Raw genomic sequence first — 16,387 nt, forward strand, 5'->3', positions numbered from 1 at the left:
AGGTGACCTGAAGTTCAACACACCTCAACGGCAATTTCGGCGGATCACTCCAGCGCCGGTTTATGAAAGGCGACGCCGGCTATCACCATTGCGATACCCAGGCAGTCTGGGATGCTCGGCACCTGGCGCAGCACGATGACGCCGATGAGCGTTGCCGTGAGTGGCAGGAGGGACAGCATCAGCGCAAAGCTCGCGCGCGGCAGTCTCGCCATGGCGAACTGGTCGCAGATGTAAGGGATGACCGAAGAGCAGACGCCGACGCCGATCGCGGCGATGAGCAGTTGCGGCGCTGAGAAGGCCGGCAGCGCTTCGCTGAAGCCGACGGGCAACACGATGAGGAACGCAATCGCCATGGCGGTGCCGAGGCCGGCAATGCCGATGCCGGCCTGGGCGACGCGGTGGCCGATCACGATGTAGCCGACGAACAGGGCGCCATTCAAGAACGCCCAGGACAGGCCGACCGGATCGCTGGACCACTTCACGTCGATGAGCAGCAAGGTGCCGATAACCGCAACAGCCAGCGCAGCAAAGTTGCGCCGGCTGCGCAGGCCAACCAGCGCCACTGCGATCGTGCCGACGAATTCGATCGCCGCCACCAGCGACATCGGCAGGCGGTCGAGCGCCAGATAGAACGAGCAGTTCATCACCGCCAGGCAGGCGCCGAAGGCCAGCAGCAGCAGTCGCTGAGCGCGATCGGCGCGGGCGAAAACGCGCCAGGGCCTGGTCAAGGGGGCGAAGATGAGGGCGGCGGTGGCGATGCGCAGCCAAGCCATGCCGAGCACGCCGACCTGGTCGAAAAGCAGCACCGCGAAGGCCGGCCCGAGGTAGTGGAACACGGCGCTGACGCAGAACCAGACATGCGGCGGCAACGCGTTGGCAAACCCAGCAGAGGTAGGGCCGGCGAGGGCAGGGCGCGCATCGGCGCCGGCCTGGCTTGCAGCCGGAATTTGCGTTTGAGCTTTCATGGGAGCATTATCGCAGGTGAAACCCGCGATCTATATGTAGGATGAACGGTCTGAAAGGCCACTTCGCTTTCTGAAGGAAGAGATTCAGCTTGAAAAACCTTCGGAATGAAATTTCGGGTCCGGATGCCGTGGACCTGAAGATCCTGCGGCTCCTGGAAAAGGATGCGCGCGTCAGCACGGCGGAACTGGCTCGCGCGGTCGGGCTGTCGGCGCCGAGCGTGGCGGAGCGCATCCGCAAGCTGCAGGAGAACGGCGTGATCGAGGCCTATACGGTCAGGATCAATCCTGCCGCGCTCGGGCTGAAACTGTCGGCATGGCTGAGGATCAGGCCGGTGCCGGGACAGCTTTCCGTGGTAGCGGACATCATTCGAGAACTGCCGGAAATCGCGCAATGCGACCGGGTGACGGGTGAGGACTGCTTCATCGCGCTCGCTCATGTCGGCTCGGTGAGCGAGCTCGAGCGCGTGATCGACCGGATCATTCCCTATGCGATGACCAACACCGCGATCATCCAGTCATCGCCCGTCGAGCCGCGTTCCCCGCTCCGCGGTTTCAAGCAGAAGTGACTGGGCTGAGATAGAGCAATTCCAGGAAAAGGCCTCGCGGTCAGGCTCGGCGACTTCGCCGTAGCCTTTCGCCCGGAATTTCGTAAGAAAAAACAGATCAAGCGTGGCCGCGCTTCATGCGCGCCTGCTTGAGAATCGCGCGCCAGCGGATCATGTCGAACGGAATAGGTTCGTTGTTGTTGGCGATATGGAAGATCTCGTTGTTGACGTTCTTCAGCGATCGCCAGAAATCATAGTCGGTGATGCGTGGGTCGGCCGCCAGCCGCTCCACTTCGACCTTGATGTCGGTTTTCATGCACTGTCCTCGCACCGCATTCCGCCAGCCGCCCGCGTGCAAACCCGGTACGACGGTTTTCGAACGCGCCTCTGAGTCGTTCAACGGCGCAAATGGCTTGTTCACGTTAAAACCTTGGTAAGGTTAACGCGGGCGGTGGGGGGCTTCAAGCGCTCTTGCGTTTGATGCCGATCGAACGGCCGGCACGCTCCGGCATCGGCAGCGCCGCATGGGCGGCGCGCATGGCTTCAATGTTGGCAAGCACATCGGCGGGGAAGGGAGCGACCTTGGGGCCGTCCATGTCGACATGCAGCGACAGCGTTTCGGACGTTGCTGCCAGCCAGCCGTCGACATGACGGATTTCCTGGTAGGCGCGCAGGCGCTTCTCATCATGGTCGATCAGCTGGAACGAGACGTTCACCTTGTGCTCGAGGTGCAGCTCCTGCACGTAGCAGACATGAACCTCGGCCGTGTAGATGGTGAGGCGCCGCTCCTTGACGTAGTTCGGCCCCATGCCCATCAGATCGAACGCCTGGTCCGAGCAGCGGTCGAACAGCACGTTGTAGTAGGCCATGTTGAGATGGCCGTTATAGTCGATCCATTCCTTCTCGATCGCCATTGGGCCGGAAGTGATCGGTACGGGGATCATCATCTTGGTTTTCCTTGATTTGAATGGCTATGATTCTCTGGGCAGAAGCCTTGCAGAATCGACGAGTACCGCGGCCCCAAACGGGAAGCCGAACACTGCAAAGACTTTCAACATAGCAGCCGCGATGATTGTCAGATCATCGCCTCTTGCGTAGCAACTCGCCTGCAGCGCGCACCACCATTTCGCCTTCGCAGCCTCAAACTCGAAAAAACCAGCGAAGGCAGCAAACGACACGTAAACCGCAAAAGCCGAACAGAAGCACAGAAACGCCGCAGAATGCCGCGTGACCTGTCTCGATGCATAAATTGCAATGCGCTCGGCCCTTGGCATTCGAACCAGATAGACCGCATAGCAAGCAAAACTCAAAGTTCCTGCAAGCAGGAATGCGGTGACAATTGACTGGACTTTAAACAGTGCTTCGGAGGAAAGCGGCGGATCCATCGCGGTCTCGTATTTTGCAACAACCGGAACTAAGCTTGCTGCCTTTTTCGACAACATAAGTCCCAGTTCCCCGATGAAGCCGACGCCTGGTTGCGCATAGGTAGTCGCGATAGCGAGGCCTCCGGCAATTAAAAAGCTTGCCGCGAAGACGGTGCTCAAGTAACGGAAATTTCGTTGCACATATGGCCCCAAAACCACGCGCGATCTTGGGTTTCGTGCCTTGGCTGCCGCTATTGCCAAGCTTACGAACGCCATGAGTAGCACAAATCCTGCCCAACCGATCCGGCTTTGCTGAGAAGCAGACTTTACAGCCCAAGCCGGCAATAGGATGACAAGCAGCGTAATCACGCCTATCCATGCGGCCTGCTTCAAGTCAGACTCTCCCCGGCATCAATTTGCTTCTGGACCCTGGTCCGTCGATAGACAATGGAAACTGGTGCAGCAAGTAGCATAGAGCCGCTCCGGCATGTAAGGCTGGTCCATTCGCGGAGGAATTCATGGCTTTGAGCGACCTCAACCCCGTCGAACGCAACGAGGAAGGCATCGCCGCGGTGCTCGGCATCCTCAAGCAGCAGTTCGGCGAACGTTTTCAGACCGGCGAATCGATCCGCAGCCAGCACGCGCACACCACCACCTATATCCCGACCCAGGCGCCCGACGGCGTCGCGTTCGTCGAGACGACGGCGGAGGTGCAGGAGATCGTGCGCGCCTGCGCCGCCCACCGTGTTCCGGTGATCGCCTTCGGCGTCGGCTCCTCGCTTGAGGGCCACACCAATGCGCCGGGCGGCGGCATTTCGATCGATACGTCGCGCATGAACCGCATCCTTTCGGTCAATCCGCAGGACCTCGACTGCACGGTCGAGCCCGGGGTGACGCGCGAGGACCTCAACCGGCACCTGCGCGACACCGGCCTGTTCTTTCCGATCGATCCGGGCGCCAATGCCTCGCTCGGCGGCATGGCGGCAACCAGGGCCTCCGGCACCAACGCCGTTCGCTATGGCACCATGCGCGAGAACGTGCTGTCGCTGACCGCCGTCATGGCCGACGGCGAGACGGTGACGACCGGCAAGCGGGCGAAGAAAAGCTCCGCCGGCTACGACCTGACGCGGCTTCTGGTCGGTTCCGAAGGCACGCTCGGCATCATCACCTCGCTGACGCTGAGGTTGCAGGGCATTCCGCAGGCGATCTCCGGCGGCGTCTGCCCGTTCCCCAGCCTGGAGGCCGCCTGCAACACGGTGATCGCGACCATCCAGATGGGCATACCGGTGGCGCGCATCGAGCTGGTCAACGCGCTGCAGATGCGGGCGATGAAGAATTATTCCAAGCTCGACTACCCGGAGAGCCCGTGCCTGTTCGTCGAATTCCACGGCAGCGACGCCGGCGTCGCCGAGCAGGCCGAGACGTTCGGCATGATCGCCGAGGAGCAGGGCGGCGGGCCGTTCCTGTGGACCAGCGTCGCGGAAGAGCGGACCAAGCTCTGGAAGGCGCGGCACGACGCCTACTGGTCGTCGCTGACACTGCGCCCTGGCGCCAAGGGGCTATCGACCGACGTCTGCGTGCCGATCTCGCGGCTCGCCGAATGCGTTACCGAAACCGAGGCTGACATCGCCGAGATGGGGCTGATCGCGCCGATCGTCGGTCACGCCGGCGACGGCAATTTCCATGTGCTCGTGCTGATGGATGTCGACAGCCCGGATGAGATCGCGCTCGCCGAGACATTCGTCGCCAGGCTCAACATGCGCGCCATCGCCATGGACGGCACCTGCTCCGGCGAGCACGGCATCGGACAGGGCAAGGTCGGCTTCCTGCGCCACGAACTCGGCCACGGCGTCGATGTCATGCGCACGATCAAGCAGGCGCTCGATCCGCTCAACATCATGAACCCTGGCAAGATCCTGCCGTCGACATAGATAATCCTCGCGCTTGATCGCAGACTCGGTCGGCGAAGACGCAGGCTCCACAAAGGAGGAACAACGCCATGGCGATTTCACGCAAGGAAGAAGCTCGCGCGCTTAGCGCGGACGAACAGGATCTGGTTGCGAAGTCGCACCATCCCGTGGTGCAGGAGCTCGCGGACGCCGAACTTACCAATCTGGTCAAGCTGTTGCGGGAACGGCGCGACAAGGCGCAGACCGAGGCGCATCGGCGGCGCCGCGAAATGCGCGGCAAGGGCGCGCCGAAAGGTGCCGTGGCGTCGAAAGCCGACGGCGGCTCGCAACTGAAGCTGGAAGTCCTCGCAATGGCCATGCGGCGGCTAAACGGTGAGGCCGAGCGACGCCGCCAGCTTGCCGCGCGCCTTTCATTGGTCGAGAACGCCCGCAAGGCACTGGCCAGCAAACAGGCCGCCGCCAATGGGCCGGATTTCAACGCGCGGACGGCGCACAGGGGGATGCGGGCGATAGCAAACGAGAAGGCACAGAACCTTGTTCGGCCGGCGGAGCGTGGCCGCCAGCGAAAGGCGGCGGCGGTGGCTCAGGCCAAGCGCGACGCGCGGTAGGAATTCCTCTACGGCTGGGTGCAGACTATTCCTGCACCCGCTCGACAAGCTTCTGCAGCATCGGCCGGGTCGGCGCAAAGAAGGTCGTGCCGGTATGTGGGGTGGAGAAGTCGAGCAGCCGGTCGTAGGCGCCGGGCGGCTCGCCGACATACATGCGCTGCAGCATCTTCTCGATCACCCAAAGATAGCGCGTGTAGCCGATGAAATAGGTGCCGAACTCGTTCTGCCCCGGGCGGCCGAACGGCATGTTGTCGCGCAGGATGTCGTATTCGTTGCCGGCATCGTCCTCGATCGTGGCCAGCGACTTGTGCGACTTGCGCGGCTTGTCGTCGTCATCGATCTCGATGTTGTCGATCTTGGTGCGGCCGATGATTTCTTCCTGGACGTGCGTCGGCGTTTTGCCCCAGGCAGCCATGTCGTGCAGGTATTTCTGCACCACGACGTAGCTGCCGCCGGCAAAGTCGGCGTCCTCATCGCCGACCAAAGCGGAGGCAGGCAGGTCGAGGCCGGTCGGATTGGCGGTGCCGTCGACGAAGCCCAGCAGATCGCGTGCGTCGAAATAGCGAAAGCCCGAGACTTCATCGACGACAGTCACGCCGTCGCCCAGGCCGTTCAGCAGGATGCGCTCGAACTCGAAGCACATATCGGGCCGCTCGGCGCGGATGTGGAAGAGCAGATCGCCCGGCGTCGAGGGCGCCGAATGCGCCGAGCCATCGATCGCCGCGAAGGGCTTCAACTCGTGCGGCCGCCGGTTGGGCGACAGACGGCTCCAGAGCTCGGCGCCGATGCCGGCGATGCAGGACAGCCGGCCCGACAGGTCGCGGAAGCCGACATTCTTGACCAGGTCGTCAAGTTCGCCGAGTACCGATGCGACCTTCGAAAGCGCCGCCTTGTCGCTACCGACGGTGACGACGAGGAAAATCGCGGCCATCGAAAGCGGAGCGTCGACGCTCTGCGCGTCGATGGGCACTCTGTCCCAGTTCTTGCCTGACATTCGGAATGCTCCATGCTGGGGTGAGATGCGGCAGCCAAGGACATGACCGCGGGGAGGGATGGTCGGGAAAAAGATATCGCGACCGCGAGCAGTCGCGCAACAGCGGACATTGCCCGCACTGCTGGCCGTTGCTAATGGAATTGCCTCTTTATCGACACGCGGATGCGGGTAGAGTGCGGCTGACTTTCAACCCGGGAAACAGATGCTCGCCCGCCTGTTCGTGATCTTCGGTGGCCTGTTCGTGCTGGTGCTGTGCGCGGCGCTGGTGGTGCCGTATTTCATCGACTGGACGGGCTACCGGGCCGACTTCGAGCGCGAGGCAAGCGCCATCCTCGGCCGCAAGGTGACGGTCAAGGGCGATGCGACGGCGCGGCTGTTGCCGTTTCCGTCGGTGACCTTCTCCAATGTCGAGGTCTCGGGCGGGCCGGTAGGCCGGCCGGCAATGACGGTCGAGACCTTCTCCATGGATGCGGAGCTGGCGCCTTTCCTGCGCGGCGAGGTGCTGATCTTCGACATGCGGCTGGTGCACCCCAAGGCCATCATCGATGTCGCCGGTGACGGTACGGTGGACTGGGCGATCCGGCCCTCGACGCGGCTCGACCCCGGACAGATCGCGATCGAGAAACTGACCATAACGGAGGGGCAGATCGAACTGCGCCACGCCGCCGGCGGGCGCAGCCACCTGGTTTCCGAGATCAACTCGACGATTTCCGCCAAAGCGCTCATCGGCCCCTGGCGGATGGACGGAACACTGCGCTTCGATGGCATGCGCACTGACATCTCGGCCTCGACCGGCAAGGTGGAGCCCGACGGCCAGATGCGGCTCAGGCTGAAAGCCGATCCCGATGCCTATCCGCTGATCATCGAAGCCGACGGCAATGCCGGCATCGTCAAGGGCGCCGCGGTCTATTCCGGCCAGTTCAAAATTTCGGCCGCTGACAAGAATGGGGCTGACAGGAATTCGGCCGAGCTGCGCGGCAACGATGGCGAGCCGGTCAAGATCAGCACCGGCAAGCCCGACCCGGGCTTCCGGTTGAACGGCAAGTTCGCGCTCGACCACCAGAAGCTCGATGTCGACGCGTTCCGCTTCGAGACCGGGCCACTCGACAATCCCTACACCGCCGACGGCAAGGCCTCGGTCGATCTCGCCCTAAAGCCGCATTTCTCGGTCGAGGCCAGCGGCGCGCAAGTCCAGTTCGACGAGGCTGTCGGCGGGGCCGCCGGAGCCGGCTTTACGCTCGACCAGCGCATCGCGGCATTCGAGCAGACGCTGCAGCATATGCCGAAGCCGACCATACCAGGCACGCTCGAGGTCAGGCTGCCGGCGGTGGTGGCGGGCGATACGACGGTGCGTGACGTGCGGTTGTCGGCCGAGCCTGTCGAAGGCGGCTGGTCCGTCAAATCGTTGGCCGCGACGCTGCCGGGCCGCACGACGCTCGAAGCCGACGGTATGCTGAGCGTGGAAGACCATTTCGGCTTCACCGGTTCGTTGCTGTTGGCCGTCGGACAGCCTTCCGGCTTTGCGGCCTGGCTGTCGAAGGATGTCGACGAGGCCATCCGCCGGCTACCCGCGGCAGGCTTCAAGGCCAAGGTCGATCTCAGCGAGAACCGGCAGTCCTTCAGCGATCTCGAACTCATTCTGGGCAAGGCGAAATTTTCGGGCAGCATCGATTCCAGCCAGCCGGATGGCGCCAGGCCTTCCGTGCTGATGCGGCTGACGGGCGGCGAGATGGACCTCGATGGGCTGGCCGCTTTCGCCTCCATCTTCATCAGCGACAAGGGCGCCAACCGCTTTTCCGATCGCGATCTCGATTTCCAGATCAAGGCAGGCCCGGTCAGCGCCGTCGGGCTCAGCGCCGACACCGTCGACACGGCGCTGCGGCTGCGTGAGGGCCTGCTCGATATCGATCGGCTGTCGATCGGCGGCCTCGCCGGCGCATCGATCAGCGCCACGGGCCGGGTCAAGGATTTCCCGCAGAGCCCGACCGGCAAGCTCAACGCTTCCGTCGTGGCGGTGGATCTCAAGCCGCTGATCGACGTCGCGGCCCAGCACTATCCCGACAATGCCGTGCTCAAGGGCCTGGCCAGCCGGGCGGCGGCCTATCCCGAACTGTTCCAGGATGCGCGCATCGATCTATTGACCAGCGCCGCCGACAACGGAGACGGCAGCACCGGGCTCGCGCTCTCAGCCCAGGGCAAGGCCGGCGGTTCGGCCTTCTCGGCTTCGCTTTCCGGCAAGGGAACCGCGGATAAGCTCTCCGAGGCGCCTGTATCGATCACCTTCAACGCCCGCAACGACAATGCCACCACGCTGCTCGCGCTTTACGGCCTGCCGGCGCTGCCGCTCGGCATACTCGGTCACGCCAACACCGACATCTCGGCGAAAGGCTCGGTTGCCGGCGGTCTCGCGACCAGCTTCAACCTGACGGCAGATGACTTCAAGGCGGCCTTCGACGGAACCGTCGCCGAGACGGCGCAAGGCGCCACCGCCAAAGGCAAGATCAATCTCGACGCCACCGATATAGAGCCGTGGTTGATGACGACCGGCGTAGGCCTGCCCGGCATGGGAACCGGGACTTCGACGTCGCTGGCGGCCGATGCCGATTTCGGCAACGGGCTTCTGGTGCTGAGTGGTCTTACCGGTTCGATCAACAAGGCCGCGGTTTCCGGCGACGTCAATATCGATGCCAAGGATGGGCTGCCGCATCTCGCCGGAGCGCTGGCGCTCGACGAACTCGACCTCGATCCGCTGGCGGTCTCGCTGTTCGGCGACCAGTCCTTCGCTCCCGCCAAGGGCGGATGGCCGACGACGCCGTTCAGCCAGAAGTCGACGCTGCCGTTCAACGCCGACCTCGATCTCAACACATCGGCGCTCGCCGTCGGGCCATTCGCCACCGCGCATGACGCGGCCTTCTCGCTGAAGCTCGATCGCGAAGGCATCCATGTCTCCGACCTCAAGGCGAAGCTTTACGGCGGTGATTTGACCGGTCTGCTCGACCTGAAGAACACGGAGGGTACCGGCCTGTTCTCCGGCCAGATGAGGCTTGCCGGCAGCGACCTTTCCGTTGTCCTGCCGGGTGCCGGTATCGGCGGCGGCGGCGATCTTTCGGTGGCGCTGTCGACCAGTGGCAAATCGGTCGATGCCATGATTGCAGCCCTGTCCGGATCAGGCACCGCGGCGCTGAAGGGATTGAAAGTCGACGGCGTCAATCCGGACGGCTTTGCCGCCATCATCGCCAAGGCCGACGCGATCGGACGCGATATCGACACGGTCAAGACAGCGGGCTTCGCGCCGCAGATTGCCGGGCAGGGCAGCTTCGCCGCCGGTGATTCGGATGTGGCTTTCACCGTCGCCAACGGCACGCTGCGGGCGCCGCCGATCAGTCTCGACAATCCGGGTGCGACATTGTCCGCCGACGTCACAGCCGATCTCAACACAAGCACCGTCACGGCAAAGGGTACGCTGACCTACCGTCCCGGCGACGAGGCGCTGGTCGGCTCCGAGCCGGCCGTCAATTTCAGCCTGGCCGGTCCGCTTGGGGCGACCGCGCCCCAGTTCGACAGCGGCCCGCTGGCGCAGTTCCTGACGCAGCGCGCGCTGGAGAAGGAACAGCAGCGGGTCGAGGCGATGCAGGCGGCGCTCCTGGAGAAGCAGCGGCTGCGGCGCGAGGTGCGCTACTACGCGTCGCTGCAGACGGAGCGCGACAACGCGGCCGAAGAGTTGCGCCGGCAAGAGGAAGAGGCGCGGCTGAAGGCCGAGGCCGAAGCCAAGGCGAAAGCCGAAGCGGAAGCTCAGGCAAAGGCTGAAGCCGACGCGAAAGCGAAGGCGGACGAAGAGGCCAGGGCCAAGGCGGAAGCCGACGCCGTTGCTCAGGCCGAGGCGGACGCCAAGGCCAAGGCGGATGCACAGGCTAAGGCCGAGGCTGAGCAGCGGGCCGCCGACGAGGCGGCCAAAGCGCAGGCCGAGGCCGATCGCAAGAAGGCGGAGAAGGCGAAGCTGGAAGCAGAGCGCAAGGCGGCCGAGCAGACGCCGAAAGTCGACCGGTCGCTTCCCGGCGTCAACGACGGTTCGAATTCAGCGCCGGCGAATCCGAAGGCCAATCCGTTCACAATCGACAATCTGTTGAAGTCGCTCGACGGCGGTTAAGCTTCACGCTGCACGCGTGGCGGACCTAGTTCCCCAGCACCGGTATTTTGACCGGTCGGCCCTGTTTGCGTTGGCAGGTGGCATGCCTTGGAGATTGGCCGAAACGCCCACCCCGTGGCCTTGATCGAAGGCGCTGCGGAGCAGAATTCTGCACGCAGCAACGCTTCGAAGTCACGGAATGGATTCTATGGTCTGCGCGCGTCGCTTCGCTCCTTGCTCCGCCATAGAATGACGACGTTGCGGCGGCTTCAACCAATCTCCGGCGTTTGCGCTGATTTCACGGAAATGAACGGAAAATCTTGCACCAAGACAAACGGCAACCTTCCAAAATCCCTGTGTCGGGGAACTAGTTGAATATTTTGGCGCCTAGGACTCTTCCTGGCGCGAGAGGAGACGCCGCAGCATCGGCTCTATCCGCGAAAGCTCGTCGAGATGCGCGGCCGACAAGTCGGCCAGGTGATCGTCGGCCAAAGGGGTGAGCTGCAGCAGCACGCGCCGGTGATCGCCCTTGTCCTGATCGCGTATGACCAGGCCTGCCTCGGCAAGCCGGTTCACCAGTTCCACCGCGCTGTGATGGCGGATGCGCAGCCGCTCGGCGAGCTCGCCCACCGCCACTGGTCCGCCGCCGGGAAATCCCTTGATCGCCAGCAGCGCCTGATGCTGGCGCGGCGTGAGGCCGGCCTCATTGGCCTGGACCTGGCTGAATTCGAGAAAGCGGCGGATCAGATAACGGAACTCGGATAGCCGCTGGTAGTCGGCCTGGCTGATGGCGGGGCGTGGTTTCGGCGGCGTCATTCCCCGACTTATGGTCCTTTCCCGCGAAAGCTCAACTGGCTGTCGCGATCCCTGTCCCAAAATGACGCGGAGCAGCGATTGAAAACGGCCTCGAAGATTTATATCGCATTACGATATGAGGCCACCTGAAACCGGACGGTCTTTGCGCTGCAACGTTCCTGACCGCTCCGGACACGCAGCACCCGAGCTTCCCGGTGATCGACGAAGCGGGACATGTGCTCGGCCTCATCGATCCGCCCGCGATCCTGCGCTGGCGGCGGGCCGGCATGCACCGCAAGGCGACGCTCGGCGAATTGCTCGCCGGCAGCAAGGTCATGCTGGCTTATCCCGACGAATATCTGGAAGGGCTTTCGGACAAGCTCCTCACCGCCAATGTCTCGCATCTGCCGGTCGTCTCGCGCGAGGATGCGCGGCTGGTCGGCTATGTCGGCTGGAAGGACCTGATGCGGGCGCGCTCGAAGACGCTGGCGCAGGAGCGCGACCGTTCGGCGCTGCTCTGTTTCGGCGCCAGGCGCAAGGCAGGGCAAGGCGTCGGCGATCCGGCTTAAAGCGCGTCGCGCTGAAACGGATTCAGGCGACGCGCTTAAGTCCTTGTTTTTACGCATGTCGTTTTCCCAGAACCGCGTACACTTCTGGGCGACATGCATTAGTTTAGGCATCATCCTCAGGGCGGGGCGCCGCCGCGCTTCGCCCAGGCCAGCACGTGGAGCCTCAGCGCGGATGACAGGTTCGCATCCCGGGTACGCGTTTCGTCGATCTCCGCGACCAAAGCCGCGAGCGACAGCGAGCGCTCCGCGGCGATGGTGACGAGATCGTCATAGAAGGGCTGTTCCAGCGAGAAGCTGGTGCGGTGACCGCGGATCGTTACCGAACGTTTTTCGACCGCGGCCATTGCCGGACTCAGCGCTCGCCAGGGTCGTCAGGCTTTTCACGACGATGGCCGGCCACGAATTTTTCCGCCTTTTCGGATGTCAGCCGATCACGCTCCCGCTCTGTCTTCGACCGGCCATGCAGCGCCCGGTTCTCGCCGGCCTGGCGTTCCTTCTCGGTGCGCGCTTTCTGCTTGCGGGCCTGGCGGAGATTGACGACCTCGCCCATGGTGCCGGGCTATTTCTTGCGGAAGGCGTCGAGCGAAACCACGTCGGCGCCCTTGCCTCCGGTCTCGGCGACGGCTGGCTTCTTTTCCGCATCGGCGGCCTTTTTCTTGGCTTCCGGCTTCTTTTCCGGAACGACAGCGATAGGTTCCGGTGCCGGGGCGGCCGCCTCGTCCTCCGCGCTCTCCGTCTTGACGTCGAACTCGAGTTCGAAATTCACCGACGGATCGTAGAAGCCGCGCACGGCGGAGAAGGGGATTTCGAGCTTTTCCGGAACGTCGGAGAAGGAAAGTCCGACCTCGAAGCCGGCATCCGTCACCTTCAGGTCCCAATACTGGAACTGGATGACGATGGTCATCTGCTCCGGATAGCGCTCGCGCAGCCGGGACGAAATGCGCACGCCCGGCGCGCCGGTCAGGAAGGTGATGAAGAAATGATGATTGCCCGGAAGGCCGGTGCGCGCGACCTCGGCCAGGACCTTGCGCATGACGCCGCGCAGGGCCTCCTGGGCCAGAATGTCGTAGCGGATGTGGTCGTCGGCCATGTGATGGTCGGGTTCCGTTGAATCGTCCGCATAGCTGTAATCAAGCTTGGGCGCGGCGTAAACCGCATATAGGCGCAAAGCGCAGAGGCCAAGAGGGGTGCCGGCGATTTGATCGCTCAGGCGTGGACGAGCATAACCTGTTTGCCGGCTGGCGATTTCTTTTTGGCGAAGGCGCTGAGAAAGGTGCGCACGCCGTTGGTGGCGGAACGCAGCACCTCTTCCTCGGTCGGCGCGCCGCCCAGCATGAAGGTGATCTGAAGCTCGGCATTGACGAGGGCAAGGAACTGACGCGCCGCGACGTCGGGGTCGCCGATCGAGAGATGTCCGGCGAAGGCAAGCCGGGCGAAGCGGGCGGCAAGCGCCGACCATGTGCGGCCCGGGCCTTGTTCGCGCCATTCGGCAAAGAGTTCCGGATAACGCTCGCCTTCGGCCTGAATCAGCTTGCGCAGGAAACGGCCATCGCGGTTGCAGATGCAATTGCGGTTCATGCGTACGGCGAAGGCGACCAAGTCGTCTTTCAGGTCCGTAGGCTGGTCGGGGAACGTGGCGATGGTGGCGAAGATACCGGCATTGCAGCGCTCCGTCAGATCACGCACGACGGCGACGAAGAGCTTTTCCTTGTCGCCGTGATGGTTGTAGACGGTCTGCCGAGAAACGCCGGCCTCGGCCGCGATCAGGTCGATATTGGCGCCGGCATAGCCTTCCCGACAGAACACGCTAGCGGCGGCATCGACCACCGACACGCGCTTGGCCTCATGGCTGCGTGGCGGGAAAGTGTCAGGAGAAACACCGGGCTTCATGAAAATCTATATAGCGGTGATTGACGAATTGGACAAGACTGTCTAAATTTGTGGACACAACAAAGGGAAATTCGCGCTGATTCGGCGATCAACGTCGCTCTCGGATGTCGGATTTTCGCGGGATGGAACGTCCTGGGTTCAGACGCCGGTATTTCGCGGCGGCAACCAGATCCGAAAAGAGCCTTATCATGAGTCCCAAATTCTTCCGCATCGCGGTCGTGCTCGGCTTGTTGTCCGCAATCGGCCCGTTCGCCATCGATATGTATCTTCCCGCGCTGCCTTCGATCGGGCAGGACCTGCATGCCGGCACCGCCGCCGTGCAGATGAGCCTTTTGATCTTCTTCCTGTCGATGGGCTTCGGCCAGATCGTCGTCGGTCCGATCTCCGACATGGTCGGGCGCAAGGTGCCGCTTTACGCGGGCCTGGCGTTGTTCATGGTCGGCGGCGTCGGCTCGGCGATGGCGCCGACAATCGAGTGGCTGATCGCCTTCCGCTTCCTGCAAGGCCTTGGCGCCAGTGCCGGCATGGCCATACCGCGGGCGATCGTGCGCGACCTGCACACCGGCAACGAGGCCGCCAAGCTGATGTCGCTGCTGATGCTGGTGTTCTCGGTGTCGCCTATCCTCGCGCCGCTGACCGGCAGCCAGATCATCGAGAGCTTCGGCTGGCGTGCCGTGTTCTGGACCGTGACTGGCGCCGCCGCACTCGCCACCATCCTGCTCGCCACCTCGCTCAAGGAAACCCGGTCGGCGGAGGAGCGGGCCAACTCGTCCTTCGGCACGGCTTTGGCCGGCTATCGCTACCTGATGGGCGACCGCAACTTCCTCGGCCTGGTGGCGATCGCCGGCTTCGGTATTGCGAGCTTCTTCGTCTATTTGTCCAGCTCGTCCTTCATCCTGATCGACCATTACGGCCTGTCGCCGTCGGTCTACAGCGTGTTCTTCTCGATCAACGCGGTCGCCTTCATCGGCATGTCGCAGCTGACCGGGCTGCTGGCCGATCGTTTCGGGTTGAAGCGCGTCGTCTGGGTGGCGGTCACCGGCTATGCCACGGTGATGGTGGCGCTGTTCGCGATCATGGCCTCAGGCGTCGACCGGCTGGATGTGATGGCGGCGCTGCTGTTCGTCGGGTACGGCTTCCTTGGCCTGGTCATCCCGTCCACCTCGGTACTGGCGATGGAAGAGCATGGCGAGATCGCCGGCACGGCCTCGGCGCTGATGGGCACGCTGCACTTCGCCATCGGCGCGCTGGCGATGGGTGTCGCCGGCATCTTCTTCGACGGCACGCCGCTGCCGATGGTGGCCGGCATCACGCTTTGCGCGGTGATCTCGTTCACGCTGGCCAAGCTGACGCTCGGCCGCGCGCGCGAAGCGGTCGAAGCGCCGGCGGAGTAGGCCCCTCAAAACAACGAAAAGGCCGGGCTTGCCCGGCCTTTTTCATGTCCGTCGCGAGCCTGCCTGACCGATGACGAAGTCCAGCCGCTCTTCGACCGAAGCGAGAGGCAAGGGAACGAGTTCGTAGCCCAGCTCCGCATAGACGCCGGTCACCGAGCGGAATGTGCGCTCGGCCTCGTCGATGCGCATCAGGCGCCGGACGAGCCATGGCCGTTCGGTCGATTGGGAGAGAAGCAAGAGAAAGGTGGAGGTTTCTGTTGCCAGGTACCTCCGAACCCCGCCTAGAAGTGCGAACCGCTAGGGCTTGATTTGAAGCGTTCGCGCCGCATTAAGCAGCGAGACGAGCTTCCGCATAGTTGTCGTTGGCAACTATAAGTTTAGCCCGATGACGGTGGTACAATGCCGGGCAAAAGTACGATCTTTACACCTTCGTCGATCCTATTTCGCCCCCAGCAAAAGCCGCTCCGTCAGCCGGAGCGGTTTTTGGTGGAGGCGCCGGGTACCGCCCCCGGGTCCGAACGGCTTATTTCATCGCCTGTTTATCGCCATAGTCGGTCAAGCCGACGAAGCGAATATAGGGACCGATAACGGAAAAAGAAAGGCCAAACCGGCGCTTATCCGGTTATGCCAAACAGCGCAGCCAAGGGTTGACTTGCGCGCTGACACAATCAAATCTCGCTCACGGTGAGGAGACTCTGACCTAGCGCACAAGTTGCGCAACGCGCCGCAACCCTCATCGACCGGATCCGTGGCGCTGACGAGGGGAAGTTTGATGGCCGACTATCTTGCGGATGTGAAGAAATACGATGCCGGCGCCAGCGCCGACGTGGTCGATAAGATCGTCAAGCATCTGGGCATTGCGTTGCGGAACCGCGATTCCTCGCTGGTGTCCTGCACCGACCCAAAGGAACTCGATCGAGTGCGGGAAAACTGGATCGGCAAGAAGCTCGGCATTGCCGACGCCGCAAAAGCCAACGCCTCGATCGAGAAGACCTGCAAGGCGATGCATGCGGACCACAGCAAGAGCCGCGTGACCTTCTACTATCTGGTTGCCAAGGATCTCGGCAAACTGGCCTCGCTCTAAAGGCACTGCCACAAGGCGGCCGGCACGAGACCGTACCGGCTCAGTGGGCTTTCTGGCGCGATCCACATCAGTGGTTCGCTTTGCGGTGTTCGACCTGCTGTCAGTCGGGTATGATTGCCTGTAAGCCCGAATCGAGGCAAAGC

General features: G+C 63.2%; 18 protein-coding genes and 1 other RNA gene. 7 read left to right on the forward strand and 12 right to left on the reverse strand.

Translation table 11 applies throughout. The annotated features are described in order from the left end of the window. Nucleotides 1–44: 44 nt before the first annotated feature. Nucleotides 45–965 (reverse strand): EamA family transporter, encoded by a 921-nt coding sequence (locus ACWGS9_RS14000; RefSeq protein WP_454505812.1) that lies wholly within the window; start codon nt 963–965, stop codon nt 45–47. Between the two features lie 89 nt (nt 966–1,054). Between ACWGS9_RS14000 and ACWGS9_RS14005 the strand changes: the two genes are divergently transcribed. Continuing rightward, entirely contained in the window at nt 1,055–1,531 is a 477-nt protein-coding gene (locus ACWGS9_RS14005; protein WP_454505813.1) for an Lrp/AsnC family transcriptional regulator, read from the forward strand. 97 nt (nt 1,532–1,628) lie between these two features. Here the strand turns inward: ACWGS9_RS14005 and ACWGS9_RS14010 are convergent, their stop codons facing one another. From ACWGS9_RS14010 to ACWGS9_RS14020, 3 genes are all read right to left on the reverse strand, one after another. Next, nucleotides 1,629–1,826 carry a hypothetical protein gene (locus tag ACWGS9_RS14010; RefSeq protein WP_027168755.1) on the reverse strand — a complete coding sequence of 66 codons (198 nt, stop codon included), beginning with the start codon at nt 1,824–1,826 and terminating at the stop codon, nt 1,629–1,631. 145 nt (nt 1,827–1,971) lie between these two features. Further along, nucleotides 1,972–2,457 (reverse strand): thioesterase family protein, encoded by a 486-nt coding sequence (locus ACWGS9_RS14015; RefSeq protein WP_454505814.1) that lies wholly within the window; start codon nt 2,455–2,457, stop codon nt 1,972–1,974. Nucleotides 2,458–2,481: 24 nt separating this feature from the next. After that, complete coding sequence (locus ACWGS9_RS14020; protein ID WP_454505815.1) at nt 2,482–3,267, reverse strand: hypothetical protein; 786 nt, start codon at nt 3,265–3,267, stop codon at nt 2,482–2,484. 125 nt (nt 3,268–3,392) lie between these two features. On the opposite strand from ACWGS9_RS14020, the gene ACWGS9_RS14025 reads away from it, so the two are divergent. Both ACWGS9_RS14025 and ACWGS9_RS14030 read left to right on the forward strand, forming a co-directional pair. Next, nucleotides 3,393–4,805, forward strand: coding sequence for an FAD-binding oxidoreductase (locus tag ACWGS9_RS14025; RefSeq protein ID WP_454505816.1), 1,413 nt, complete (start codon nt 3,393–3,395; stop codon nt 4,803–4,805). A gap of 68 nt (nt 4,806–4,873) precedes the next feature. Then, nucleotides 4,874–5,392 (forward strand): hypothetical protein, encoded by a 519-nt coding sequence (locus ACWGS9_RS14030; protein ID WP_454505817.1) that lies wholly within the window; start codon nt 4,874–4,876, stop codon nt 5,390–5,392. 25 nt (nt 5,393–5,417) lie between these two features. Here ACWGS9_RS14030 and ACWGS9_RS14035 read toward each other — a convergent pair whose 3' ends face one another. After that, on the reverse strand, nt 5,418–6,386 hold the full coding sequence (locus tag ACWGS9_RS14035; RefSeq protein ID WP_454505818.1) for a Dyp-type peroxidase: 969 nt from the start codon (nt 6,384–6,386) through the stop codon (nt 5,418–5,420). A 202-nt stretch (nt 6,387–6,588) separates the two neighbouring features. Here ACWGS9_RS14035 and ACWGS9_RS14040 point away from each other — a divergent pair, with 202 nt between their 5' ends. Then, nucleotides 6,589–10,533, forward strand: a complete 3,945-nt coding sequence (locus ACWGS9_RS14040) for an AsmA family protein (RefSeq protein WP_454505819.1) — start codon at nt 6,589–6,591, stop codon at nt 10,531–10,533. A gap of 366 nt (nt 10,534–10,899) precedes the next feature. On the opposite strand, the gene ACWGS9_RS14045 is transcribed toward ACWGS9_RS14040, so the two are convergent. Then, nucleotides 10,900–11,328: a MarR family winged helix-turn-helix transcriptional regulator gene (locus ACWGS9_RS14045; protein ID WP_320309488.1), complete on the reverse strand. Its 429-nt coding sequence runs from the start codon at nt 11,326–11,328 to the stop codon at nt 10,900–10,902. A gap of 194 nt (nt 11,329–11,522) precedes the next feature. Between ACWGS9_RS14045 and ACWGS9_RS14050 the strand changes: the two genes are divergently transcribed. Continuing rightward, the gene (locus tag ACWGS9_RS14050) at nt 11,523–11,876 is read left to right on the forward strand and encodes a CBS domain-containing protein (RefSeq protein WP_454505820.1); all 354 of its coding nucleotides are present in this window, start codon (nt 11,523–11,525) and stop codon (nt 11,874–11,876) included. A gap of 116 nt (nt 11,877–11,992) precedes the next feature. Here ACWGS9_RS14050 and ACWGS9_RS14055 read toward each other — a convergent pair whose 3' ends face one another. From ACWGS9_RS14055 to ACWGS9_RS14070, 4 genes are all read right to left on the reverse strand, one after another. Further along, nucleotides 11,993–12,220 (reverse strand): ribbon-helix-helix domain-containing protein, encoded by a 228-nt coding sequence (locus tag ACWGS9_RS14055; protein WP_454505821.1) that lies wholly within the window; start codon nt 12,218–12,220, stop codon nt 11,993–11,995. 8 nt (nt 12,221–12,228) lie between these two features. Next, a complete protein-coding gene (locus ACWGS9_RS14060) occupies nt 12,229–12,426 on the reverse strand; it encodes a DUF4169 family protein (protein ID WP_320213266.1) in 198 nt (65 codons plus the stop codon). Nucleotides 12,427–12,435: 9 nt separating this feature from the next. Further along, the gene (locus ACWGS9_RS14065) at nt 12,436–12,966 is read right to left on the reverse strand and encodes an SspB family protein (RefSeq protein WP_454505822.1); all 531 of its coding nucleotides are present in this window, start codon (nt 12,964–12,966) and stop codon (nt 12,436–12,438) included. Between the two features lie 116 nt (nt 12,967–13,082). Then, nucleotides 13,083–13,766, reverse strand: a complete 684-nt coding sequence (locus ACWGS9_RS14070; protein WP_454505823.1) for a TetR/AcrR family transcriptional regulator — start codon at nt 13,764–13,766, stop codon at nt 13,083–13,085. 188 nt (nt 13,767–13,954) lie between these two features. Here ACWGS9_RS14070 and ACWGS9_RS14075 point away from each other — a divergent pair, with 188 nt between their 5' ends. After that, nucleotides 13,955–15,160, forward strand: coding sequence for a multidrug effflux MFS transporter (locus ACWGS9_RS14075; RefSeq protein WP_454505824.1), 1,206 nt, complete (start codon nt 13,955–13,957; stop codon nt 15,158–15,160). Between the two features lie 42 nt (nt 15,161–15,202). Here the strand turns inward: ACWGS9_RS14075 and ACWGS9_RS14080 are convergent, their stop codons facing one another. Both ACWGS9_RS14080 and ssrA read right to left on the reverse strand, forming a co-directional pair. Further along, nucleotides 15,203–15,349 carry a hypothetical protein gene (locus ACWGS9_RS14080; protein WP_454505825.1) on the reverse strand — a complete coding sequence of 49 codons (147 nt, stop codon included), beginning with the start codon at nt 15,347–15,349 and terminating at the stop codon, nt 15,203–15,205. A gap of 54 nt (nt 15,350–15,403) precedes the next feature. Then, nucleotides 15,404–15,764, reverse strand: a transfer-messenger RNA (tmRNA) gene (gene ssrA, locus ACWGS9_RS14085). 168 nt (nt 15,765–15,932) lie between these two features. Here ssrA and ACWGS9_RS14090 point away from each other — a divergent pair. Further along, nucleotides 15,933–16,244 (forward strand): DUF2853 family protein, encoded by a 312-nt coding sequence (locus tag ACWGS9_RS14090; RefSeq protein WP_454505826.1) that lies wholly within the window; start codon nt 15,933–15,935, stop codon nt 16,242–16,244. The last annotated feature ends 143 nt before the right edge of the window (nt 16,245–16,387 follow it).

The sequence above is a fragment of the Mesorhizobium sp. Arg314 genome (assembly GCF_053714275.1).